23 protein-coding genes are annotated in these 23,850 nt (G+C 58.6%); 9 read left to right on the forward strand and 14 right to left on the reverse strand.

Going from position 1 to position 23,850, the window contains the following annotated elements; translation table 11 throughout:
* The first annotated feature begins 84 nt into the window (after positions 1-84).
* Together AC2FLA_RS10645 and AC2FLA_RS10650 are read left to right on the forward strand one after the other, a co-directional pair.
* On the forward strand, positions 85-627 hold the full coding sequence (locus tag AC2FLA_RS10645; protein WP_496722067.1) for an NADPH-dependent FMN reductase: 543 nt from the start codon (positions 85-87) through the stop codon (positions 625-627).
* A 49-nt stretch (positions 628-676) separates the two neighbouring features.
* Complete coding sequence (locus AC2FLA_RS10650) at positions 677-1,477, forward strand: HTD2 family dehydratase (protein ID WP_496722069.1); 801 nt, start codon at positions 677-679, stop codon at positions 1,475-1,477.
* Here AC2FLA_RS10650 and AC2FLA_RS10655 read toward each other — a convergent pair.
* On the reverse strand, positions 1,469-2,509 hold the full coding sequence (locus AC2FLA_RS10655; protein WP_496722071.1) for an NAD(P)/FAD-dependent oxidoreductase: 1,041 nt from the start codon (positions 2,507-2,509) through the stop codon (positions 1,469-1,471). The genes AC2FLA_RS10650 and AC2FLA_RS10655 overlap by 9 nt on opposite strands.
* Before the next feature lie 49 nt (positions 2,510-2,558).
* Between AC2FLA_RS10655 and mnmC2 the strand changes: the two genes are divergently transcribed.
* Together mnmC2 and AC2FLA_RS10665 are read left to right on the forward strand one after the other, a co-directional pair.
* A complete protein-coding gene (mnmC2, locus tag AC2FLA_RS10660; RefSeq protein WP_496722073.1) occupies positions 2,559-3,224 on the forward strand; it encodes a tRNA (5-methylaminomethyl-2-thiouridine)(34)-methyltransferase MnmC2 in 666 nt (221 codons plus the stop codon).
* Positions 3,221-4,090 (forward strand): DMT family transporter, encoded by an 870-nt coding sequence (locus AC2FLA_RS10665; RefSeq protein ID WP_496722075.1) that lies wholly within the window; start codon positions 3,221-3,223, stop codon positions 4,088-4,090. Before mnmC2 ends, AC2FLA_RS10665 begins: the two co-directional genes overlap by 4 nt.
* On the opposite strand, the gene AC2FLA_RS10670 is transcribed toward AC2FLA_RS10665, so the two are convergent.
* The gene (locus AC2FLA_RS10670; protein ID WP_496722164.1) at positions 4,064-6,028 is read right to left on the reverse strand and encodes a lytic transglycosylase domain-containing protein; all 1,965 of its coding nucleotides are present in this window, start codon (positions 6,026-6,028) and stop codon (positions 4,064-4,066) included. The two genes, AC2FLA_RS10665 and AC2FLA_RS10670, sit on opposite strands and share 27 nt — an antisense overlap.
* Before the next feature lie 133 nt (positions 6,029-6,161).
* Between AC2FLA_RS10670 and dapA the strand changes: the two genes are divergently transcribed.
* The gene (gene dapA, locus AC2FLA_RS10675) at positions 6,162-7,034 is read left to right on the forward strand and encodes a 4-hydroxy-tetrahydrodipicolinate synthase (RefSeq protein WP_496722076.1); all 873 of its coding nucleotides are present in this window, start codon (positions 6,162-6,164) and stop codon (positions 7,032-7,034) included.
* A 129-nt stretch (positions 7,035-7,163) separates the two neighbouring features.
* Here the strand turns inward: dapA and AC2FLA_RS10680 are convergent, their stop codons facing one another.
* The 6 genes from AC2FLA_RS10680 to pdxR form a co-directional block, all read right to left on the reverse strand.
* A complete protein-coding gene (locus tag AC2FLA_RS10680) occupies positions 7,164-8,036 on the reverse strand; it encodes a dimethyl sulfoxide reductase anchor subunit family protein (protein WP_496722078.1) in 873 nt (290 codons plus the stop codon).
* Complete coding sequence (locus AC2FLA_RS10685; protein WP_496722080.1) at positions 8,036-8,785, reverse strand: 4Fe-4S dicluster domain-containing protein; 750 nt, start codon at positions 8,783-8,785, stop codon at positions 8,036-8,038. The genes AC2FLA_RS10680 and AC2FLA_RS10685 overlap by 1 nt, the downstream gene beginning before the upstream one ends.
* Before the next feature lie 91 nt (positions 8,786-8,876).
* Positions 8,877-11,690, reverse strand: a complete 2,814-nt coding sequence (locus AC2FLA_RS10690; protein WP_496722082.1) for a molybdopterin oxidoreductase family protein — start codon at positions 11,688-11,690, stop codon at positions 8,877-8,879.
* Positions 11,691-11,768: 78 nt separating this feature from the next.
* Positions 11,769-12,791, reverse strand: coding sequence for a phosphate acetyltransferase (gene pta / locus AC2FLA_RS10695; RefSeq protein ID WP_496722084.1), 1,023 nt, complete (start codon positions 12,789-12,791; stop codon positions 11,769-11,771).
* 4 nt (positions 12,792-12,795) lie between these two features.
* On the reverse strand, positions 12,796-14,571 hold the full coding sequence (gene xsc, locus AC2FLA_RS10700) for a sulfoacetaldehyde acetyltransferase (protein WP_282153008.1): 1,776 nt from the start codon (positions 14,569-14,571) through the stop codon (positions 12,796-12,798).
* A 124-nt stretch (positions 14,572-14,695) separates the two neighbouring features.
* Positions 14,696-16,156 carry a MocR-like pyridoxine biosynthesis transcription factor PdxR gene (pdxR, locus tag AC2FLA_RS10705; RefSeq protein WP_282153009.1) on the reverse strand — a complete coding sequence of 487 codons (1,461 nt, stop codon included), beginning with the start codon at positions 16,154-16,156 and terminating at the stop codon, positions 14,696-14,698.
* Positions 16,157-16,290: 134 nt separating this feature from the next.
* Here pdxR and AC2FLA_RS10710 point away from each other — a divergent pair, with 134 nt between their 5' ends.
* Together AC2FLA_RS10710 and AC2FLA_RS10715 are read left to right on the forward strand one after the other, a co-directional pair.
* Positions 16,291-16,599: an ArsR/SmtB family transcription factor gene (locus AC2FLA_RS10710; protein ID WP_058272522.1), complete on the forward strand. Its 309-nt coding sequence runs from the start codon at positions 16,291-16,293 to the stop codon at positions 16,597-16,599.
* On the forward strand, positions 16,592-17,620 hold the full coding sequence (locus AC2FLA_RS10715) for a permease (protein ID WP_496722086.1): 1,029 nt from the start codon (positions 16,592-16,594) through the stop codon (positions 17,618-17,620). The genes AC2FLA_RS10710 and AC2FLA_RS10715 overlap by 8 nt, the downstream gene beginning before the upstream one ends.
* Before the next feature lie 38 nt (positions 17,621-17,658).
* Here AC2FLA_RS10715 and AC2FLA_RS10720 read toward each other — a convergent pair whose 3' ends face one another.
* Positions 17,659-18,048, reverse strand: coding sequence for a hypothetical protein (locus AC2FLA_RS10720; protein ID WP_108861162.1), 390 nt, complete (start codon positions 18,046-18,048; stop codon positions 17,659-17,661).
* A 51-nt stretch (positions 18,049-18,099) separates the two neighbouring features.
* Positions 18,100-18,861 carry a DUF1013 domain-containing protein gene (locus tag AC2FLA_RS10725; protein WP_058279793.1) on the reverse strand — a complete coding sequence of 254 codons (762 nt, stop codon included), beginning with the start codon at positions 18,859-18,861 and terminating at the stop codon, positions 18,100-18,102.
* Positions 18,862-18,989: 128 nt separating this feature from the next.
* On the opposite strand from AC2FLA_RS10725, the gene AC2FLA_RS10730 reads away from it, so the two are divergent.
* Positions 18,990-19,631 (forward strand): ribonuclease T2 family protein, encoded by a 642-nt coding sequence (locus tag AC2FLA_RS10730; protein WP_496722088.1) that lies wholly within the window; start codon positions 18,990-18,992, stop codon positions 19,629-19,631.
* Here the strand turns inward: AC2FLA_RS10730 and AC2FLA_RS10735 are convergent.
* Complete coding sequence (locus AC2FLA_RS10735; RefSeq protein ID WP_496722090.1) at positions 19,628-20,116, reverse strand: hypothetical protein; 489 nt, start codon at positions 20,114-20,116, stop codon at positions 19,628-19,630. The genes AC2FLA_RS10730 and AC2FLA_RS10735 overlap by 4 nt on opposite strands.
* 109 nt (positions 20,117-20,225) lie before the next feature.
* On the opposite strand from AC2FLA_RS10735, the gene AC2FLA_RS10740 reads away from it, so the two are divergent.
* On the forward strand, positions 20,226-20,708 hold the full coding sequence (locus AC2FLA_RS10740) for a hypothetical protein (RefSeq protein WP_496722092.1): 483 nt from the start codon (positions 20,226-20,228) through the stop codon (positions 20,706-20,708).
* Positions 20,709-20,809: 101 nt separating this feature from the next.
* Here AC2FLA_RS10740 and recR read toward each other — a convergent pair whose 3' ends face one another.
* From recR to AC2FLA_RS10755, 3 genes are all read right to left on the reverse strand, one after another.
* Positions 20,810-21,403, reverse strand: coding sequence for a recombination mediator RecR (recR, locus tag AC2FLA_RS10745; RefSeq protein WP_496722094.1), 594 nt, complete (start codon positions 21,401-21,403; stop codon positions 20,810-20,812).
* Positions 21,404-21,467: 64 nt separating this feature from the next.
* Positions 21,468-21,812: a YbaB/EbfC family nucleoid-associated protein gene (locus AC2FLA_RS10750; protein WP_496722095.1), complete on the reverse strand. Its 345-nt coding sequence runs from the start codon at positions 21,810-21,812 to the stop codon at positions 21,468-21,470.
* A gap of 157 nt (positions 21,813-21,969) precedes the next feature.
* Positions 21,970-23,721 (reverse strand): DNA polymerase III subunit gamma/tau, encoded by a 1,752-nt coding sequence (locus AC2FLA_RS10755; RefSeq protein ID WP_496722097.1) that lies wholly within the window; start codon positions 23,719-23,721, stop codon positions 21,970-21,972.
* Positions 23,722-23,850: the final 129 nt, after the last annotated feature.

Consider the following 23,850-nt stretch of genomic DNA (forward strand, 5'->3'; position numbering starts at 1 on the left):
GCACATTGACTGCGCGTCATCCGGTCTTTGGTGCGTGCGAAAGTTACGCTAGCTATTGGGAAACACCCGAACCGGAGTTTCCTAATGTCTGACCCCATACTTCTGAGCCTGTCCGGCTCATTGCGCCAAAGCGCGACCAACCGCAAATTGCTGCGCGAAGCGGCACGGTTGTTCGAGCCGGGAACGCATATCGAAGCTGATCTGAACCTGCCGCTTTATGATGGTGATCTTGAGGATGGCGAGGGCATTCCTGCCGCAGTGCAAACCATGTCCGATCAGATCGCGCAGGCTGATGCCGTGATCATTTCGACCCCGGAATATAACAAAGGCCCGTCGGGTGTTCTGAAAAACGCTTTGGACTGGGTCAGTCGAACCGATGGCCGCCCCTGGGCCGACAAACCGGTTGCCGTGATGTCAGCTGCCGCAGGACGCGCAGGTGGCGAGCGGGCGCAGATGGTTCTGCGCGGCTATATGGTTCCGTTCCAGCCTCGTATCCTGCAGGGGCCAGAAATTCATCTGGCCAGCAGCTCGAACGAGTTTGATGAGCAGGGGAAATTGCTGAGCGACCGTTATGAAAGTTCTCTGAGGACACTCATGCAGAAACTGCGGGCTGAGGCTGGGTTCTAAGATCGAGAGGCTGCTTGCCGGGTCTGGTCCGTCTGCATAGTCTGCCGCCATGACTGACGAAATACAGACCGATGTGATGGATCCGGCCCGCGCCTCCGCGCTGCTGGCCGCGCTTGGTACCAAGGACAGGGTCACAGCAGGCGATCAACTGCCGCTGTTCTTTCACCAGCTGTATTTCTGGTCGCCTCAGCCGCCTGCCAATTTGGGGCGGGACGGGCATCCAAAGGTTGGGGGCGGTTTGATCCCCGATATGGGCTTGCAACGTCGGATGTGGGCCGGGGGACGGTTGCAGTTTCACGCGCCGCTGTTCGCGGGTTCGAAAGCCGTGCGCCGGACTGTTCTTGAAAGTGCGGCGACAAAAACCGGACGGACGGGACCGCTGGGGTTTGTTACCCTGCGACACGAGATTTCTCAGGACGGTCAATTGTGTCTGAGCGAATGGCAGGATCTAGTTTATCGGCCTGACCCTTCGGGTACTGACATCAAGCCCAAGCCACCTACGGCCCGTACCGATGAACCCGACAGGCGAGACGTCACTTTCGACAGCACGTTTTTGTTCCGATACTCGGCGCTGACCTTCAATGGGCACCGTATCCATTACGATTTGGACTACGCGCGGGATGTCGAAGGCTACGACGGCCTGGTCGTTCATGGCCCTTTGCTGGCACAATTATTGATGCTGTTTGCCGAGGATCTGGCAGGTCCCTTGGCTCAGTTTTCATTTCGCGCGTCATCGCCGCTAATGCACTCTGAGACGGCGACCTTGTGCCGGAATGGCCAAGCGATGTGGGTGCGCGGACCAGATGGGCGGCAATGCATGTCCGCCGAGTTTGTTCCGCGATCAGAGTGATGCTTCGGGTCTGAATTCACTCGGGATCGTGTCCCGGTTCTCAAGAACCAGATCCGCCATGACCTCAGCTACTTTCGGGGCCATGCCAAAGCCGATCTTGAAACCACCATTGGCGATGAATTGACCTTTGTGTACTGGGTGCGCGCCCAGCATCGGTGCGCGGCTTTTGCTGCGTGGCCGTACACCCGCCCATCGTTCGATGACCTCTGCGCCATGCAGGACGGGAACGGTCCGCATCGCCCGGTCCAGAACGTCGTTCAGAGCCGCGTCCGTGCTGGTCGGATCGTCATAATCACGCTCCGAGGTCGATCCAATCGCCAATGTCCCGTCCGCATGCGGTATGAAGTGGATCGCGTCCGCAAAAAGCTGTGGAACCTTACCCGCATCGAACCGCAACAGAGCCGCCTGTCCCTTGACGCCGTTGCCGACTATTTTGCCAAACGCTTCGCTCAGTTCCTGAAGTCCGGCGAGCCCGGTTGCATGGACAACCTGCCCACGGTCCGGTGCGTCGGCTACGACTTCAACCCCCATCACAGCCAATGCCGCAACCAAGGCCGCACAAGCCCGGCGCGGATGCATGCGGGCGCTCAGCGTATCATGGATGACAAACCCTGTTGGGCTGGGCGGACACCATGCACCGACCGCGGCTGTTTCAACGACCCGCCATTCAGCGCGACCCTGCCACAGTTCAACCGCCGTGCCCGCACGGGCATGGGCAAGTTCCAGCGTTCGCGTGTCAGCGATGGGTTGCAGCCGCCCCAGCCGCGCATATCCTGGTGATACGCCGCCTGTGGCCTCGACCTGAGTCCAGAACGGTTCAGCCATGATCAGGCTGTCGAACTGAAACGCCTTCTTGGCATTCCAGTTTTCGGGCACATGCGGTGCCAGTGCGCCAACCAGGCCACCGCTGGATCCGGCTCCGGGACCAAAAGGGTCGACGATCTGCACCTTTGCGCCACGCCGCGCGCAGGTCCAAGCGATAGACAGGCCGAAAATTCCCGCACCGCGCACCGTCACATCGACCATTGCCATTCCCCTTTACCTTGTTCAGTGTCGCGCCGCTTAGCTACAGGATTCCCCGATGGCAGACCAGCGCGCCGAACTGACGTGGACAGAGGATCAGATCCCCGTCTCGGATCGTTTCGACGACCCGTATTATTCATTGCAGAACGGGTTGGAAGAGACGCGCCATGTGTTTCTGGCAGGCAATGACCTGCCCGCACGATTTACACCGGGGTTTCACATAGCAGAGCTGGGTTTTGGCACCGGGTTGAACATGCTGACCGTCTGGTCCGAATGGGAGAGATCGGGCCAGACCACACCCCTGACCTTTACAAGTTTTGAAGCCTATCCAATGGAACAACGGGACATGTCCCGCGCCCTTGCGGCATTCCCTGCGGTTGCGCCGTGGTCCGAACGCTTTCTTGCGCAATGGAAAGGCGGCACATGTGATTTGGGCACCCTGCGGCTTGAGGTTGTTGAAGGCGATGCGCGTCAAACTCTGCAAGAATGGGAAGGTGCGGCCGATGCGTGGTTTTTGGATGGGTTCTCTCCGGCTAAAAACCCCGAATTATGGGGTGCAGACCTGATGCAGCAGGTCGCCGACCACACGGCCACTGGTGGGACGGCGGCGACGTATACCGCCGCCGGGTTCGTGCGACGGAGGCTTGAGGATGCCGGTTTCACTGTTACGCGCACACCCGGTTACGGCCGCAAGCGCCACATGACCCGGGCAATCAAATCATGACGCAGCAGAACAATACGCGCGCCGGGGTTGCGTTGATGGTCGGCGCAACCATCGTCTTTGCACTGCAGGACGGTATTTCGCGCCATCTAGCGGGAACATACAACACATACATGGTCGTGATGATCCGCTATTGGTTCTTCGCCGCCTTTGTCATCGCTTTGGCCGCACGTGCGCCCGGCGGATTGAAGGCCACCACCCAGACAAGCCAGCTGAAGCTGCAGATATTTCGTGGCCTGCTGTTGGCGGCAGAGATCTGCGTCGCAGTTTTCAGTTTCACTGTTCTGGGCCTGATCGATGCGATGGCCGTATTCATCTGCTACCCGTTGTTGATCGCCGCTCTCAGCGGGCCGGTATTGGGCGAACAGGTCGGTTGGCGACGCTGGGCCGCGATCGGCGTTGGGTGCATCGGTGTTCTGATCATCCTGCAACCCGGCGTGGGCGTCTTTAACCCTTGGGCCATTGTTCCGCTGATCTCGGCTTTCATGTTTGCAGTCTATGGTTTGCTGACCCGTTACGTGTCCCGCCGGGACAATTCCGCCACCAGCTTTTTCTGGACGGGCGTCAGTGGTGCCGTCACCATGACGCTAGTGGGAATGTGGTTCTGGGAGCCGATGGCCCAGACGGATTGGGCCTGGATGGCGCTGCTATGCGTGAGCGGCGTTCTGGGCCACTGGTTGTTGATCAAATGCTATGAGATGGCCGAGGCCAGCGCGGTGCAGCCCTTCGCCTATTTCCACTTGGTCTGGAGCGCGATCCTGGGAATCTCGGTCTTTGGTGAAACGCTGCGCCCCGAAGTGGTCATAGGCGCAGCGCTGGTTGTCGCTGCCGGGCTGTTCACCCTATGGCGCGAAAGACGCCAGCGTTGACCCGACCAGTTCCTGCGAGAACGGGATCGGCAAGGCAGGTTGGCCAAGACGGGCGCGATAGACCGGTAGGCTTTCCGACACACGCATCACGTAGTTGCGGGTCTCACTGAACGGGATCGCCTCAATCCAGTCGACCACGTCGATTTCACCTGCGCGCGGGTCGCCATAGCGATCCATCCACGACATCGGCCGACGCGGACCTGCGTTATATCCGGCCGCCATCATCACGACGTTTCCGTTGAAATCAGCGGCCAGACCGGACAGGTAATTGGCACCCAACTTGGCATTATATTGCCAATCCGAAGTCAGCTTGATCGTCTTGTGGCCGCTTAGGATACCCAATTCCTTGGCAACAAGCTTTGCCGTGGCTGGCATGACCTGCATCAGCCCGCGCGCACCGGCTCCACTGATCACAACGGGGTCAAACTCGCTTTCCCGACGGGCAATGGCCAGTGTCATTTCCTTGGCCATGGGCAGACCCATGTCGGCCACCGGATGCACCGGGTAATAGGCGGCTGGCAAAACCAGGCCGACTGTTGCAGCGCGTTTGGCGATCATCACGGCCAGATGCGGCTGCTTCAACTCGAGCACCAAATCGCCCAACTGATTGGCCTGAACCGGGTCCAGCCCTTCCACCAAATGAGTCAGGAACCGCTCAGATAGGGTGTCTTCGTCAGCCTTCAGCAGCAGTAGCCCGGCCTCCAGCACACTTGAATTGGAGAACTCAGCTTGTTTCCAATGGGGTGCCCGGCGGGGGTTAGCCAGCTCACTATCGAAAGGACGCCCGATCTGCTCTGCCGCCAGCAAGCCGTAGAAAGAGGACTGATAATCCGCACCCATCGCATAAGCGTCATAGGCTTTTTCGGCGTCACCATGGGCCGCATAGGCACGACCCAACCAATACCCGGCGCGTCCTTTCGAGATCGGCGATTTCACCGCGTCCGAGAAGTTCTGGAAATGCCGGATCGCGGTCGCCGGATCATTCAGCTTCCGCAAGGCCAGAAACCCGGAAAACCACTCCAGATCGGCATAGCCATAGCCCATTTCCGGCGTCATGTGGTGATTGGCAGCAATCTGATAGGCGCGGTTCTGGTCCCCATTTCGCATCTCAAGCCGGGCCAACCGGCGACGGCCTTCGGCCCATTTGTCAGGTTCTCCCAACGCATCAGGGCCGTTAGAGCGCGCCAGCATCAAGTCTATCGCGCTGTCGTCCAACTCTTTCTTGTCACGCCAGACGAATCTGTCAAAAGCCAAGCCCGGTGAATCGACCAGCGATTTCGGAACCGCCGCCACCTTGCTGTCGACACCGGGTTGCCGTTTCTGAAGACCGATCCGCGCCTCAGCCAGTTTGCGCTGATCGGCGCTGACCAGCGGCAGCATCTGACCTGCGCTGACAAGATGGTTGTCCCATAGCATCCGGTCCAGGCGTGCGGCGTGATGCGGTTTCAGCAACTTGCCAAAATTCTCAAGATAGTCTTTTTGCAGACCCGAGCCCATTGGCATCGTCCGCCAGGCCGCGACGATATCGGCCTCAGCATCTCCCTGACGACCCTTTGCCTTCAATGCGACGGCATAGTTCAACGCGCCCTCAGCGGTTTGCGGCGGCTGTTTTGCATAGAATCTAAGAACGCGATCCGGGTCGGCGCCAGTGAAGGCGGGCTCACTTTTACGCCGCAACCAAGCCAGACCAGGCCAGTCTGGACGACGATCCAAAAACACCAGAACGTCACCCGAACTGCCAAAACCTTCGCGCAGCCAGTGCCAGACGATGATGTCCCGAGACACTGAACCCCGCGCACCAGAAACACGCAAGGCTTCATTCCAGTCCCCCTTGCGCATTTCATTCATACCGGCCCGCAGATCACCTGCGGCGTCGGCTCGCACATGTGTGCCCGAAATCAAAATTACGACCGTCAAAAACGCCAGAAAGCGTGTCATCCCTTGCATTTCCCAACCAACCAAGGATACAGCCATTCAGGATAAAGCTTGCGCCGTCGGGTTCAACTCAAGAAAGACAGATTTCTGGCAAACCGAGGCGTAAAAATTACAAACTGCACCTAAGGAGCGTGTCATGTTCAAAGGCTCTATGCCAGCCCTCGTCACACCGTTTAGCAACGGCGAGTTGGACCTGAAGACGCTCAAACACTTGGTGGAATGGCAGATTCAGGAAGGCTCCACCGGGCTGGTTCCCGTTGGCACCACCGGCGAAAGTCCCACCCTGAGCCACGAAGAGCATGAAACTGTTGTGGATGAGGTTGTAAGGGCCTCGGCTGGTCGTGTTCCCGTGATCGCGGGTGCGGGGTCAAACAACACTGTCGAGGCCATCCGGTTCGTGCGATTCGCGCAGAAAGTAGGTGCCGATGCAGCTCTGGTCGTGACGCCTTATTACAACAAGCCCACGCAAAAGGGATTGCTGATGCATTTTCGCGCACTGCATGATTGCGCGGATATCCCGATCATCATCTACAACATTCCCGGTCGGTCAATAGTCGACATGACCCCTGAAACCATGGGTGAGTTGGCGAAACTGCCGCGCATTGTGGGTGTAAAGGACGCAACCGGAGATCTGGCCCGCGTCAGCCAACAGCGCGCCTCCTGCGGTCCAAACTTTTGCCAGCTGTCCGGCGAGGACGCGACGGCGCTTGGTTTCAACGCGCATGGCGGTGTGGGCTGTATTTCGGTCACCGCGAACGTCGCACCCAAACTGTGTGCCGAATTCCAGCAGGCGACGCTGAACGGCGACTATGCCAAAGCGTTGGAGTATCAGGACCGCCTGATGCCCCTGCACGAAGCGATCTTTATCGAGCCCGGCCTCGTGGGTGCCAAATACGCGCTCAGCAAATTGGGTCTGTGCACCGAAGAAGTCCGCTCGCCCCTGTCAGGGCTGGAAAGCGGCACCAAATCGGCGATCGACGCGGCGCTTCAGCACGCAGGCCTTATCTAAGGCGAATTCAAGAAAGAAAAAGGCGGCCTCGAACCTCGAGCGCCGCCTTTTTTTGTTCCGGATCCAGACTTCATCTGGCCAAAAGTATCCCGGGGGAGTCGCGGCTTGCCGCGACGGGGGCAGAGCCCCCTACCGTTTTCCGTAATACAGTCCGACGACATGCTCGGCCTGTGCGAAGAACAGCCAGCGTGACGTCGCAACACCGGCCAGATGGGACAGCACTGCCAGCAGCGCGAAGAAATGGCCGAATGGCAACAGCAGCAGGATAACCGGCAGAACAAACGCCAACGCAAACGAGATGATGCGCAGCTTTTCGGCATGCTTGCGGCCAACGACGTGAACGAATTCACGCAGCAAATAGTTGGTGCCGGTATGAGGAGGCTCAAATGCACGCACTGTGCCGCGATCGCCCAATCCGGTTGCCGTGCCCAGATCTGTGCCGGACTCCTCCAGAGCTTTGTCGCCCTTTTTCCAATACAATATCTGCACCAGCGCCGCGATCAACAGCAGCGGCAGCGCCACTCGGACTTGCCCGGCCAACAGTGCGCCGCCTGCCAGGCTGAAGCTGAGGAACATGGCCGGAGTCAGGTTCATATTCCAGCGGGGAATGGTTTTGAGCTGCGTGTAGATCATAGACGTGGTGAAGACGGTAAGTAGCGAGAACAGCGCACCGATCCAGCCAAGAAGGCTCCAGCGTTGGCCCAGGAAGATTACGCCAATCGCATAAAGCCCCATGACGATCAGAGCGATGACCGCGCACCAGCCTTCGCGACTGAGCCAGCTGGTCTTCCATTGCGTAAACGCTTTCCAGGCCCGCTCGGGGTGGCCAAGGTGAAAGGTGGACGCCATCAGGCCGCCAACGGACAGGGCGTAGGCGATGGCGAAAAAGACAAAAGCGACCCAGCCAGAGACGTCTGGCAGACCGAGGCTCAAAAAGAACAACAGTCCAAAGCCAAGACCCGACAAGGTGGTGAAAATGATGACGGAAGGTGCTGGATGCATCAGAGCTTCTCCAAGGTCTTGTCCAGCCACCTAAGGAACCCTTTGGGCTCTTCAGCGACCGGGGCCAGCAACGGGGCCAGGATGTCGATCTGATCTTCGACGTTATCCTTGGGCCGTGGCGGCAGGTATTTGTTGACGGGTTTGGTGCCCATTTCCGGCATCAGGTCCATGCCCCCGCGTTCGGCGACCAGTTTGCTGACATCGCTGTCCGCATCGCCCAGATCACCAAAGTGGCGCGCGCCTGCGGGACAGGTACGCACGCAGGACGGAACACGGTCCACTTCAGGCAGGTTCTCGTTGTAGATACGGTCAACACAGAGGGTGCATTTCTTCATCACCCCTTCGGCCTGATCCAGTTCACGTGCGCCGTAGGGGCAGGACCACGCGCACAGGCCACAGCCGATGCAGTCGCTTTCATTGACCAGCACGATGCCGTCCTCGACCCGCTTGTAGCTGGCCCCTGTGGGGCAAACGGTGACGCAAGGCGCGTCCTCGCAGTGCAGGCAGGATTTTGGGAAGTGGATTAGCTGGGCGTGACCTTCCGCAGGCTGCACCTCGTAAGAGTGCACCCGGTTCAGGAATGTGCCGGATGGGTTGGCACCATAAGCGTCCTGATCGGATAGCGGCGCGCCGTAGTTTTCGGTGTTCCAGCCTTTGCATGAGATGACGCAGGCGTGGCAGCCAACGCAGGTGTCCAGGTCGATGACCAGACCCATCTTGCGGTCGGTGGATGTGGGGAGCTGGGTCATGACTACCTTGCCTCCGCTTTTGTGGTGAGGGCGGACTGGGGCGCTGCCCCAGACCCCGGGATACTTTTAACCAGATGAAGCAGGGATCGAATCATTTGCCTACCTTCCATGCCAAATCCTTCGGTCCAGTTCCGACCGGAGATTCAATCGGTGGGAACTCCGGTTGGCTTTCCGCATCCGTTGGTGCGTCAGCTTTTTCGATCTTCACTTTCAGGTCGAACCATGCGGCCTGACCGGTGATGGGATCAGAGTTTGCCCACCGCAGACCATCGCCCTTGGGCGGCAGCAGCTCGTGGATCAGGTGGTTCAGCAGGAACCCTTTGGTGGCCTCGGGCGCGTCTTCTTGCAGAGCCCATGCGCCTTTGCGTTTGCCAATGGCGTTCCAGGTCCAGACGGTGTTTTCGTTCAGGGCCGCCATTTCCATGACCGGAACCGTGATTTCGCCATGTGGTGAGGTCACCTTGGCCCAATCGCCGTCGCTCAGGCCATTCTCGCGCATCAGTTTGGTCGGAACGTACAAAGGGTTGCGGCCGTGCAACTGGCGCAGCCATGCGTTCTGGGTTCCCCAGCTGTGATACATTGCCATGGGGCGCTGGGTCAGAGCGTTGACAGTGAAGCCTTCGTTGCCGGTCTGGTCTGTTTCGTACCAGATGGGCATCGGGTCCAATGTCTCTTTGATGCGTTCCCGCAGGTGTTCCGGGGGCTGACGTTCGCCATGGCCTTCGGCGGCAAGCTGGAACTTGCGCATCGGCTCGGAATAGAGCTGGAACAGGTAAGGCTGCGGGCTGTCATAGATGCCCATGCCGACAGCCCAATCCTGATAGGCTGCGTTCCATGGTTTGTAGTAATCCGCGCCTTCGGGGATGTGGGCCACGTAGAAGCCGCCGTTTTCAATATAGCGGTTCAGCTGGTCCGGGTTGACCTCGCCGCGGCCTTCCTTATCGCCGTTTTCACCACGGAAACCGGCAAGCGGGCCGATGCCGGGCTTGCGTTCGTGATTGACGATATAGTCGGCGTAGTCCTGCCATTTGGCGCTGCCGTCTTCATTGGTGAACCCGGGCAGGCCCAAGCGGTTGGCTAGTTCGACCAGCGCTGATTGGAAACCTTTGACATCCCGGTCGGGTTCAATCACCGGCCAGCGGATTGCGTCGGCTGCAGCATCCGCTTCGCAGATCGGGCGATCGAGCAGAGAGATACAGTCGTGCCGTTCCAGATAGGTGGTATCCGGCAGGATCAGGTCGGCATAGGCCACCATTTCCGACGAATAAGCGTCGGAGTAGATGATATGCGGGATTACATAACCGCCGTTTTCATCCTTGTCCGTCAGCATGTCCATGACACCCTTGGTGTTCATGGATGAGTTCCAGGACATGTTGGCCATGTACATGAACAGCGTGTCGATCTTGTAGGGATCGCCCGCATGTGCGTTCGAGATTACCATATGCATCAGCCCGTGGCTGGACATCGGGTTGTCCCATGTGAACGCCTTGTCGATCCGCGCCGGGCTGCCGTCTGCCTTCAGCGCCAGATCCTCTGGCCCTTGAACAAAGCCCAGATGCGGGCCGTCCAGCGGCGTATTCGGGGTTACCTTGCAGTGCGGTCTCGGGTGCGCCTCGACCGGTTTGGGATAGGGTGGCTTGAAGCGGAAGCCGCCGGGGACTTCGACTGTGCCGAGGATGATCTGCAACACGTGCAGTGCGCGGCAGGTCTGGAAGCCATTGGCATGGGCCGAGACACCGCGCATGGAGTGCATGGCAACCGGGCGACCGATCATCTTGGTGTGTTTTTCACCGCGGAAATCGGTCCATTCGCGCTCCAGCTCGAACGCTTCGTCAAAGGCAACGCGGGCCAACTCGCCTGCGATGGCGCGGATACGGGTGGCGGGGATGCCGCATTGCTCGGCGATCTTCTCGGGCGCGTATTCGTCGCTAAGGTAGCGTTCGGCCATCAGGTGGAAAACGGGGCGATGGGTGACGCCATCCTTCTCAAAGGTCGCCGACAGGTCGGGGCGGACCCCCGGTTTGTCAAACGCCGTCAGTTCGCCCGTGTTGCGGTCAACAACCAGCGGTTTGCCGTTCTCATCGCGCAGGAATAGACCCTTGGTGGGGCCTTCGGACGCGTCGACCAGAACCGGCGCGTTGGTATAACGGCTGAGATAGTCCAGATCGATCTTGCCGGCCTTCATCAGCACGTGGATCATCGACAGGATGAACAATCCATCGGTGCCCGGAGTGATCCCGACCCAATCGTCAGCAACCGCGTTATAGCCCGAGCGGATCGGGTTGACGCCGATCACCCGTGCGCCACGGGCCTTGATCTTGCCGATGCCCATCTTGATCGGGTTGCTGTCGTGATCTTCGGCAACACCGAACAGCATGAACAGCTTGGTGTGATCCCAGTCGGGCTGGCCGAATTCCCAGAAGGCGCCGCCCATCGTATAGATACCGCCCGCAGCCATGTTGACGGAACAGAAGCCACCATGGGCCGCATAGTTGCAGGTGCCGAAATTCTGCGCCCAAAAGCTGGTAAAGCTTTGGCTTTGGTCCCGACCGGTGAAGAAGGCCAGTTTCTCTGGGTTATCTTCACGGATCGGCTTGAGCCAGCCAACGGCGATGTCCAGCGCCTCGTCCCAGCTGATCTCTTCGAACTTGCCCGAACCACGTGGACCGACGCGTTTCAGTGGGGCGCGCAGACGCGAGGGCGCATTGACCTGCATGATCCCAGCCGAGCCCTTGGCGCACAAGACGCCCTTGTTAACCGGGTGATCGCGGTTGCCTTCGATATAGGCAACCTTGCCGTCCTTCATGTGTACGTTGATGCCACAGCGGCAGGCGCACATGTAGCACGTTGTTTTTCTGACCTCGTCAGAGACCTTGGGAGAGGTGTTAATGATTGGCTGGTTCATTTCTGGTCCCTGTGGCTTTTGATCCGATTATTCTCATGAGCAGAGATCAATCGGAACAGTATTTCGCTTTAGCCGGATTTACGAGGCGTCTGTCCGGGTTTTGGATGTTTCTGCTTGCACGGCCGTAACCGCGATCATGTGCAGAACGTCCTCGGCTGAGCATCCGCGTGAAAGGTCGTTGGCCGGTTTCGCCAGCCCCTGAAGGACCGGGCCGATTGCTTCGGCACCCCCAATACGCTGCGCGATCTTGTAGCCAAGGTTGCCTGCGTCGAGGTTCGGGAACACAAAGACATTTGCCTCGCCGCGCAGGGGCGAATCCTTGGCTTTCTTTGCAGCCACCTCGGGGACGAATGCGGCGTCAAACTGCAGCTCGCCGTCGATCAACAGATCGGGGTCAGCCGATTTTGCAATCTGCGTGGCCTCGCTGACCTTCGTGACTTTCGGATGATTGGCGCTGCCGCCGGTGGAAAAGGACAGCATTGCAACGCGGGGCGTCTCGTGCGTCAGCGCCTTGAAAGACGCGGCAGATGCCCGGGCGATTTCGGCCAGTTCCTGTTCGTTCGGATCAACAACCAGGCCGCAATCGGCAAAGATGTGCGCTCCGCGGACCGTGTGGTGATCGCGGCAGTAGAGCATCAGGAAAAAGCTGGAAACCATGGCCGCGTCGGGCGCTTTGCCGATGATCTGCAAAGCGGCGCGCACTGTGGCCGACGTGGTCTCAACAGCTCCGCCGACGGTTCCGTCTGCATTACCGGTATGAACCAGCATCGCGGCATAGTTCAGGCGGTGTTTGATTTCTTCAGCGGCCTTTTCAGGCGTCATGCCCTTGTGCTTGCGCCGCTCGAAAAGCTCAGCTGCAAACGCTTCGGCATGGGGAGAGTCCGATGGATCGTGGATTTCGATGCCGTCGACATCCTGACCAGCCTGTTCGGCCAGCAGGGCAGTAACTTTGGCTTTGTCGCCAATCAGAATGATGCGCGCGACACCTTCTTTGCGGGCCTTCAAAGCACCTTCAACAACACGTGGATCATCGCCCTCAGCGAGGGCGATGATCTTGTCGGAGCTGCTGGCAGCTCCGAGAATTGTGCGTAGTGGCTTCACGCGATTATGCCCCGGCCGACGTATTCATGTCAGCCGCGTCGATACCGGCAACACGGACCGGCTTTTTCATGGCGTCGCGACGGAAGGGATCGCCCAGTTCCTGGTTGATCATGGCTTCGATCAGAGTGGTGATGCCATTTTTCTGGTCGATGATCGCCTGGTTCAGGGCCGCGGTCAGCTCGTCCTGAGTGCGTGCAACGACGCCTTTCAGACCACATGCGGTTGCGATACCGGCATAAGAGACCTGTTGGTCCAGTTCGGTGCCAACGAAGTTGTCGTCGAACCACAGGGTCGAGTTACGCTTTTCAGCGCCCCACTGGTAATTGCGGAAAACGATCTGGGTCACGGCCGGCCATTCTTCGCGGCCAATCGCGGTCAGTTCGTTCACAGCGATACCAAATGCGCCGTCACCCGAGAAACCGACAACCGGAACGTCCGGGCAACCAATTTTCGCGCCAACAACGGCAGGCAGGCCGTAACCACAGGGGCCAAACAGGCCAGGTGCCAGGTACTTGCGGCCTTCTTCGAAGGACGGGTACGCGTTACCGATGGCGCAGTTGTTGCCGATATCGGACGAGATGATTGCCTCGGTCGGCAGCGCCGCTTGAATTGCGCGCCACGCCATGCGGGGGCTCATCCAGTCGGGCTTAGCGGCACGTGCACGCTCGTTCCAGGTGGTGCCCGGATCGTCGTTCTCGTGGGTCAGCGAGCTCAGTTCTTGCGCCCAAGCCGATTTGGTGGTGGCGATCAGGTTCTTGCGGTCTTCGCGACCTGCTTCACCGGCGTTATCGCCCAGACGTTCCAGCAGACCTTCGGCCACTTTCTTGGCGTCGCCGACGATGCCAACGGTCACGTCTTTGGTCAGGCCGATACGATCAGGGTTCAGGTCAACCTGAATGATCTTGGCATCGGTCGGCCAGTAGTTGATGCCGTAGCCAGGCAAGGTCGAGAACGGGTTCAGACGAGTGCCCAGAGCCAGAACAACGTCCGCTTTGGCGATCAGTTCCATACCGGCCTTCGAGCCGTTATAGCCCAACGGGCCGGCAAACAGCGGGTGCGAGCCGGGGAAGGCGTCGTTGTGCTGATAGCCAACGCAGACCGGTGCGGTCAGACGTTCGGCCAGATCGGCGGATGCGGGGATCGCGCCGGACAGAACAACACCAGCACCGTTCAGAATGACCGGGAATTTGGCGTCGGACAGCAGGGCTGCCGCTTCGTCCAGCGCTTCGTCGCCGCCAGCAGTTGCGGCAAATTCGACGATCTTAGGCAGTTCGATGTCGACAACCTGGGTCCACATGTCGCGCGGGATGTTCATCTGAGCAGGTGCCGAGGCACGCTTGGCTTGCAGGATGACGCGGTTCAGAACTTCGGCAACACGGCTGGGGTCACGCAGTTCTTCCTGGTAGGCAACACAGTCCGCAAACATGCGCATCTGTTCCATTTCCTGGAAGCCACCCTGACCGATGGTCTTGTTAGCTGCCTGCGGAGTGATCAGCAGAACTGGGGTGTGGTTCCAGTATGCGGTTTTAACGGCAGTCACAAAGTTGGTGATGCCGGGGCCGTTCTGCGCGATCATCATCGACATCTTGCCGGTGGCACGGGTGTAGCCGTCCGCCATCATGCCGCCCGAACCTTCGTGGGCGCAGTCCCAGAAATTGATGCCTGCGGCCGGGAAGATATCCGAAATCGGCATCATGGCCGAACCGATGATACCGAACGCATGTTCGATACCGTGCATTTGCAGAACCTTAACAAAGGCCTCTTCAGTGGTCATTTTCATCTGAGTGTTCTCCGCACAATTGAAGAAAGGTTCGGGCACAGCACCCGCCTTTGATACGGTTTTGGCGCAAGGGGCGAAGCGGCGTTAGGGCCAGAACGTTAGGCGGGATATGTCCAGAGCCGTGCTAGGCGGACCGGATGGCATCCGCGATCAGTTTCACGCCCGGCCCGATGCGGTCCCGGCCAATGGACGAGTATCCAAGGCGATAGAAGTTGTGCGGTCGGTGCAACCCATTGAAGAACGGGGCGCCTGGTTCGATATGGACGCCCTGGCTCTGCAGCTTTTGGGCAAGTTTGGTCGTGTCCACACGCTCGGGGGCCGACATCCAAAGCGACGAGCCGCCCATGATTCCGCGTCCGGCAGCGGTAAGCCCGTACTGTTCGACTGCAGCATCCAACGCTTCGCGTCGCCGGGCAAGGGTCTTGGACATACGCCGAATCTGAGCATCGTAATGGCCCAGTGACAGGAAATAGGCCGCAGTGCGCTGGATATGGCCCGGCGGATGGCGCAGTACCAAAGAACGCAAAGCGCGGGCCTCGCGGATAAAGGGCTCGGACCCGACAATGTAGCCAAGGCGCAATCCGGGAAACAGTGACTTCGAGAAGCTGCCCACATAGATCACCCGTCCGTCGCGATCCATTGACTTGAGTGCCGGGGACGGGGATCCCAGAAAGGCCATTTCAAACTCGTAATCGTCCTCAACCACCATAGCGTCCAGCTCGCGGGCGCGTTTCAACAACTCGTGGCGGCGATCGACGGGCATGGTTGCGGTTGTCGGGCTCTGATGGCTGGGTGTGGTGAAAATCACATCTGTTTCATCCGGCAACGCATCCGGGGTCAGTCCGTCACGGTCAACGGCCAGTGGTGAAACTTTGCAATCAGAGTGGTTAAGCAAATCCCGCAGTGCATAATAGCAGGGGTCTTCGATAACGGCCGTGCGGTTGCGGTTCAACAGGATGCGCGAGGCCAGCCACAGCGCGTTTTGCGCGCCCATAGTGATCAAGATCTCTTCGGGGCGAGCGGCGATCCCGCGGCGCGGCAACGTGTGACGGGCGATGAATTCAATTAGCAGCGGATCATCCTGATCCATGTAGTCCCCGGTCAGAGATGCAAAATCCTTGTGACCCAGCGCACGGACCGCGCAGAGACGCCAGTTGGCGTGGTCGAACAATTTCCGATCTGCCTGGCCATAGATGAAAGGGTATTTGTAATCGCGCCAATTACTGGGCTTGGGCAGCACGTCCCCATCCGAGAACCTGCGTGCCAGGGCAGTGTCCCAGTCGACATTTTCATCGCGTTTTTGAACAGGCGAATACTTGGGTGGCACGGGCGCGTTTTGCGACACGAAATACCCCGACCGGCCTTTGGCAGTCAGGTAGTCATTGGCCAGTAGTTCCGTATACGCCAGTGTCACCGTGATCCGGCTAACACCCAGATGCGCCGCCAATTTGCGAGACGAGGGCAGCTTTTCCCCAACGTGAAACCGGCCAGACAGGATGCCTTCGGCAATCATCTGCTGGATCTGCGCCTGCAGTGTGCCCTGTCCGTTCAGTTCCAGAAAGAATGTGTCGACCGATATTCCCATAGCGCCTTATAGGGTGGACTTAAGGTGAGGGCAATCTGGACTTAATCTCGTCTCGAGAATTCGTGAACAAGGCGCTTGACGAAAAAGAACGACTCACCTAAATAACTAGAAATCTAGTTTAATGGAGAAGTCAAATGTGGGAAACAGCTGCAGCAGGATTCTCGGCCATGGGCTCTGAAGCGCGACTGAAGGTTCTCAAGACATTGGTTCGGGCTGGTGAGGCTGGGTTGACCGTTGGGGAAATCCAGAACCGCACTGGCATTGCGCCTTCGACATTGGCCCATCACCTGCGGTTTCTCGCGGCCGGCGGAGTCGTCGAGCAAGAGAAAATCGGGCGTGCTACCATCAACCGCGCAAACTACGAAGAATTGAGAGGCCTCGCGCAGTTCATTCTTAGCGAATGCTGCGCGGACGAAGTGGGAAAGGCTGCGAACGATGGCTGAGCTGACACAAAACCCAAAGGCACCGGCAAAGGTGGCCGTTGATCTGATCAAAACCCCATGGGCAGTGATCGTAGCCATTCTGGCGCTTGTGGCCGTCCTTGACCCCGGCAACTGGGGAGAGGTCGTGACTTTTGCGGGCAAAGCCCTTGCACATACCGGCCAGTATATTCTGTTTGCCGTCTTGCTTCTGTCTTACCTCAAGGCGACAGGTGCCGAGGTGATGGTCGCGCGCGCCTTTGAGGGGCGCGAGACGCGGATGATCTTTCTCGCAGCGGTCTTCGGTGGCCTCGCACCGTTCTGTTCTTGCGAAGTCATTCCGTTCATTGCCGGACTGCTGGCGCTTGGTGCGCCTTTGTCGGCTGTTATGGCATTCTGGCTCAGCTCGCCCTTGATTGACCCACCTACCTTATTGATCACGGCAGGCGCATTGGGTTGGCCATTTGCAATCGGCAAGGCCATTGCAGCGGTCGCACTCGGTCTGTTTGGTGGCTTTGCCGTCCGTGCCCTGATGCGAGGTGGTGCGTTCGCCCAGCCTCTGCGCGAATACAAACCAGCTGGCTGCGGTTGCGGACCTAAAACAGAGGACAAACCTGTCTGGAAGTTCTGGCAGGAACCCGAGCGCCGTCAGCGCTTCAGGTCCGAGTTCGTTCACAACAGCCTGTTCCTGCTGAAATGGTTGGCTCTGGCCTATGTGCTCGAGGCGCTGTTGGTTAGCTATGTTCCCGCTGACCTGATCGCGCGCGTTGTTGGCGGTGAAGGTGTTGTACCCATTGTCATTGCCGCGTTGGTCGGGATGCCTGCTTACCTGAACTCCTATGTCGCGCCGCCGCTGCTGGCTGGCTTGATGGAACAGGGGATGAGCGCAGGGGCCGCGATGTCCTTCATGGTCGCGGGTGCCGTCAGTTCGATCCCGGCAATGGCCGCGGTCTGGTCATTGGTCAAACCACGGGTCTTTGCGACCTATCTGGGGCTGGGGATCACCGGGGCCATCACCGCTGGCATTCTGTTCCAGATGATCTGAAACCAAAGCCACCCGGTGTTCTTACCGGGCGGCTTTACTTATCCTGCTTCGCAGTGGCGCGGCAGTTTGAACCGATACCGAGCCTCGCCACTGTCCACGTACACACGTTTTTCGATGCAGGCCGTGGTGCCAACGGTTTGTGAGACCGGAGCGTCGGTCGAAGTGACCGAGGTCGCAGACCCGTCCGGCAGTCGGACCGAAGCAATGACGCCGTTCTTGAGGTCCCCGTTGATGGGTGTCGCTGACAAGACGTTGACGGTCATAAATGCCTCATGCTCGTGCTCGCCGCTGTCGTTGAAGATCAGCAAACCAGCAGCGACGGCAACAAGACCAACACCGCCTGCCACGGGCAAACCCCAGGTCTTCAGAAAGGCATAGATCGAAACGGCGCGATGCGGTCCAAATAGTTTGGAAAGAACGTTCAGCATGGTTTTCTCGTAAAAAAGCCCCGGTCCGTTCAGGCCGGGGCTGTCTGTGCTTTAGGGGCGCGGATCGTCTTCGTCTTCGTCGTCGGCACCGCCTTTGGGCAGGTTGAAGAAGCTGTCCGCGTCGAGGATCGGTTCTTCTTCTTTCTCTTCCGCAGGTTCATCCGACAGCGAGAAGGTTTCCAGACCTTCGATGGCGGTCGGAATCTTCGGCGCCGCGTCCATTTCCAGCGACTGTTCGGTCGAAACCAGCTTGCGGCGCTCGTCATCGCTCATGACGCCACCTTCGGCTGCTTTCTTGGCTGCGGCTTTCTGCACGATCGCGTCCAACTCGGACTGTTTGCACAGACCCAGCGCAACGGGGTCGATCGGCTGCATGTTGGAAATGTTCCAATGGGTCCGTTCACGGATCGACTGGATGGTTGGCTTGGTGGTGCCCACCAGTTTGGCAATCTGACCGTCGCTGAGTTCGGGGTGGAACTTGACCAGCCACAGGATCGAATTTGGACGGTCCTGACGCTTGGACAGCGGGGTATAGCGCGGACCGCGCCGCTTTTCCTCGCCGCTTGCAGCGGGGTTGAACTTGAGCTTCAGCTTGTGCAGCGTGTTGTTCTGCGCGGTGTCAATCTCGTCCTGGGTCAGCTGGTTGTTGGCGATGGGGTCAAAGCCTTTCACGCCAGCGGCCACATCGCCGTCTGCGATACCCTGCACCTCAAGCTCGTGCATGCCTACGAAATCCGCGATCTGCTTGAAGCTGATCGTGGTGTTGTCCACCAGCCATACGGCTGTTGCCTTGGCCATAAGCGGTTTTGCCATCAGCCCGTCTCCTATAAATACATCTTTCCCGTCGCCGGAATTCGGCGGCCCCTTTTTTGGGGCAGGTTTCCGTTGTCGGGGAACTTGGTCCGTATATAGTCGCGCCAAGGCAAGAAGGGAAGAGGCGAATGCGCTGGGTTGTTTTGGGGCTGGTTTCGTGGATTCTTGGTGCAATGGCGGCGCTGGGCGATGGCGAAAAAGCGGGCGAGTTTGACTACTACGTCTTGTCGCTTAGCTGGTCGCCAAACTGGTGCGCCCGCGAAGGCGATGCGCGCGGATCGGATCAATGCGACACCCGGCATGACCATGGCTGGATCCTGCATGGTCTGTGGCCTCAGTACCATCAGGGCTGGCCCGCCTTCTGCCGCACGCCCGAGGCACCGCCATCGCGCGCTATGTCACGCAAAATGACGGATATTCAGGGCAGTTCCGGTCTGGCGTGGCATCAGTGGAAAAAGCACGGGACCTGCTCGGGCCTCAGCGCGTCCGACTATTATGCGCTGTCCCGGCAAGCGTATGAGGCGGTTGAGCGTCCTCAGGTATTCCGCAAGCTGGATGCCTCGGTCAAATTACCTGCATCGGTCGTGGAAGAAGCCTTTCTGAAGGCCAACCCCGGCCTCGAACGCGACATGGTCACTGTGACCTGCAAGCAGGGCTATATAGAAGAGGTCCGATTGTGCCTGTCGCGTGACCTTGAACCCGTGCCTTGTGGGCGAGACGTAATCCGAGATTGCACCGCCAAAGACGCCCTGTTTGATCCGATTCGCTAGAGTTTCTTGTTCTGGCAGTCGCGCGCATATTCTAGCGCCTTGGCAGTGCCTTTCAGGTCAATCGCCATGACCACTTCACCTGCGGGGTTGTAGACCGTCATGGTCTTGTTCTGCGCAATCGCATCCACGAAGCTGCGGTCGGTGAAAAACACGGTCGCGCCGGGCACATCGCGCTGATTGAAGCCGATGGCAGTGGCATCATAGCTTTTGCCGTCCAGATCGAACCGGATTGGATAACTCTCGCCCTGTTTGATGTCGCCCCACGCCTTGTTGTAGACGGCGAAATATCCCCGATTGTCCAGAGCGTCATAGCCCAGCCGAACGACCGAGAGGTCCTGATAGATCGTCTGGATCAGGCATCCATTCCCCAGCGCGGGGTCCATCATGATGTTCCAGCCTTCGACGAAGCCCTTGTCGATGAGCTCTTGTGAAAGAGCGGCGGATGCGGTGAAGGCGGCAAATGTGAGGGCGAGAAAACGGGTCATCTAGTAGTCCCTTGGTTGAGTTTTGTCACAATTTTTCTTGTGTGGAAGGATTATCTGACACTAACTGTAACGACTATTTTCTGTTTTCAAAACCGGGCGATACACGATTATGAAGGCACTGATTGTAATTCTTGTTTGCACGTTAATTTCGGGAACCGCCGTTGCGCTTGTTTCTGAAAAATCAGCGACAATTGGACAATGGCAGGTGATTGCTGCAGAGACACAACGGGATGGTTTGTCTTGCCAAGCACTTTTGAGCGATCCTAAGGGATCATTGCTTTTGTTTGGGTCTCAAAAAAGAAACGCTGTAACGCCGCTTGTTGGTCTCGGAAGTGACTACCCAAAGGGTTCGCGTGCTATCGTCAGAGTAGGCAACCAAGACTTCGAGTTTGAGCAGCCTAACCGGTCGGGAGCGAACCGATTTCGGCCAGTTTCTGAGCGGCACGACGTTGATATCGTCCAGATCTTAAAGACAAATCGAACTACGAAGATTGTCGCAAAAGGGAAGTATGGGCAATTCACTCTAAGGGCCATAAACGTCAAGGAAGTACTACGTTTCTTCGAAAAAAACTGTGGAATTACAGCCTATTAAATTAATTTATGTAGGCAGCGTTAAACTACCAACGTGAACGGTAAATAGGCAAATTTGTTACGAATTAAGTTAGCTATTGAGTTTTGGTCTGTCAGGCAGGCTCACAATTCCTTCCGCGCCCTCAGCGCGGCCGTAATCGTCCCGTCATCCAGATAATCCAACTCGCCCCCAATCGGCACACCCTGCGCCAGCGAGGTCAGGCGCACCTGCCCCTCCAACTGATCGGCAATGTAATGGGCTGTGGTCTGGCCGTCGACGGTCGCGTTCAGGGCCAGAATGACCTCAGAAATCCCTTCGGCCATTACGCGATCCTGGAGCCGGGGAATGCGCAGTTCGTCCGGGCCGACGCCGTCCAAGGCAGACAGCGTGCCGCCCAGAACGTGATAGCGACCCTTGAAAACTGCAGCGCGTTCCATCGCCCAGAGGTCGGCGACGTCTTCGACCACGCACAATTCTCCGGTCGCGCGATCCTCGCTATCGCAGATGTCGCAGATATCGGTGGTGCCCACATTGCCGCAATTCAGGCATTCACGGGCGGTGGCGGCCACCTGCTGCATTACGTCCGACAGGGGCGTCAGCAGCAGAGTGCGTTTTCGGATCAGGTGCAGCACCGCGCGGCGAGCCGAACGGGGGCCGAGGCCCGGCAGTTTGGCCATCAGGTCGATCAGATTGTCGATATCGCTGTTCGAACTCACGGCGTGCGCTCCTGCAAAAGGGCCGGGCAGTTGTGCCCGGCCTTTGGGTCGTCAGGAGTGTCTATCAGAACGGCAGCTTGATGTCTGCGGGCAGACCCATGCTTTCGGTCAGCCTCGCCATCTCTGCCTGAGAGCGCTCGGCCGCTTTGGTTTGCGCGTCCTTGATAGCGGCCAGTATCAGATCTTCGACAACTTCCTTATCGTCGCCATTGAAAATCGACGGATCGATGTCCAGACCCTTTAGCTCGCCTTTTGCTGTGGCGGTGGCCTTCACCAGCCCTGCACCGGATTTGCCTACAACCATCAGGTTGTTCAGCTCTTCCTGCATGTCCGTCATTTTGGTCTGCAAATCCTGCGCGGATTTCATCATCTTGGCCATATCGCCCAGACCGCCGAGTCCCTTGAGCATTTCTTTTCTCCTGCAAATCGGTTTGCCGCCTAAATACGGATGCTGCCGGTAGGGTACAAGGGGAGAGCTTCTCCCGCCCGTCGTCAAGGTCATTGGCAAGACCTTTCCTCCCGTTGGGCCCGGCAGCGCGGGAGTGTTTCTGCTTTGGTCGTTCGGATCAATCCTCCTCGAACGGATCCCATTCGTCTTCGACTTCCGGCAGGGCTTCGGTTTCGACCTTGGCCGCGCGTTCTTCCGGGGTTTCGATCCGCTTGATGCGCGCTTTCGGAAACTGCATCAGAACGGCTTGAACCAGTGGGTGTTGTTCGGCCTGCGCTTTCAACGCCAGATCAGCCGCGTCTCGAACCTCGGCGATTGTTGCTGCGTCCCCGTCGGCCACGATTGAGACGGCCCATCGGTTTCCGGTCCAGCGTTGCAAGGCCGAACCAAGCCTTTGCGCCAGATCGGTCGGCGCTTTGTCCGTCGGCGTGAACTCGATCCGTCCCGGGGAATACGAGACGAGACGCACGCCGTTTTCGACCTCAACCAACAGTTTTACGTCCCGGTTGGTGCGGATCAGTTCGACCACGTATTCGAAGGTTGGATAGTGTGCCAGCGCGGTCTGGACGTCCTGGGCAAGCACTGCGGTGGGCGCGCCTGCAGGCCCGCGTTGCGCCGAGAGATGCGCAGAGGACGTCGCCTGTGCAGGTGCATGAGTTGGCACAGCCACACCACCGCCAGGTCCCCTGCTTGGTGGGGGGGGAGGTGCGTCTTGTAGTCGTTTGATAAGCTCTTCGGGGCTTGGCAAATCGGCCACATGGGTCAAACGAATGATTGCCATTTCGGCGGCCATCATCGCGTTGGGTGCTGCAGAGACTTCTTCCAGCGCCTTCAGCAACATCTGCCACATGCGCGTCAACACCCGCATCTGCAGCGCCTCGGCCATCTGTTGACCCCGTGCGCGTTCATCCGGTGAGACGGTGGGGTCATCGGCGGCATCGGGCGTGATTTTGACCACGGAAATCCAATGGGTGATCTCGGCCAGATCGCGCAGAACGGCCAGCGGATCGGCCCCTTCGGCATACTGGCCGCTCAACTCAGTCAATGCCCCAGCCGCATCGCCACGCAAAATCATATCCATCAGATCCAGAACGCGCCCGCGATCTGCAAGGCCCAACATTGCCCGAACCTGATCGGCGCTTGTTTCCCCTGCACCATGTGAGATCGCCTGATCCAACAGCGAGGTCGCATCGCGCGCAGATCCTTCGGCCGCGCGTGTGATCAAAGCCAGCGCGTCTTCTGCGATATGTGCGTTTTCCGCTGCGGCGATTTTGTTGAGCAGACCGATCATGTCCTCAGGTTCGATCCGGCGCAGGTCGAACCGCTGACAGCGGGACAGTACGGTCACCGGCACCTTGCGGATTTCTGTTGTCGCAAAGATGAACTTCACATGCTCGGGCGGTTCCTCGAGCGTTTTGAGCAGCGCATTGAAGGCGCTGGTCGACAGCATGTGAACTTCGTCGATGATATAGATCTTGTAGCGCGCGCTGGCGGCACGATATCGGACACTGTCGATAATCTCGCGGATGTCGTTCACACCGGTCCGGCTGGCGGCGTCCATCTCCATCACGTCGACATGGCGTCCTTCCATGATGGCCACACAATGCTCGCACTGGCCGCAAGGTTCGGTTGTTGGCTTGCCTTCGCCATCGGGGCCGATGCAGTTCATGCCTTTGGCGATAATCCGGGCAGTGGTGGTTTTGCCGGTGCCGCGAATACCAGTCATGATAAAGGCCTGCGCGATCCGATCCGCTTCGAACGCGTTTTTTAGCGTGCGCACCATTGCGTCCTGTCCAACCAGATCTGCAAAGGTTTCAGGGCGGTACTTGCGGGCAAGAACCTGATAGGCGGGGCTGGGCGTTTCGGTCATGTCTGCTCTGTCAGATTCGTGTCAGAAATGTAGCGTAGAGACCCGGGCCGCCCACGTCCACAGCAGCCTTTGTGGAATTTCGGTTTGGACAGCGTCTGTAAGCGGGATAAACCGGCTGTCAAAATTTGG

Source organism: Ruegeria sp. CDSA033 (assembly GCF_059612305.1).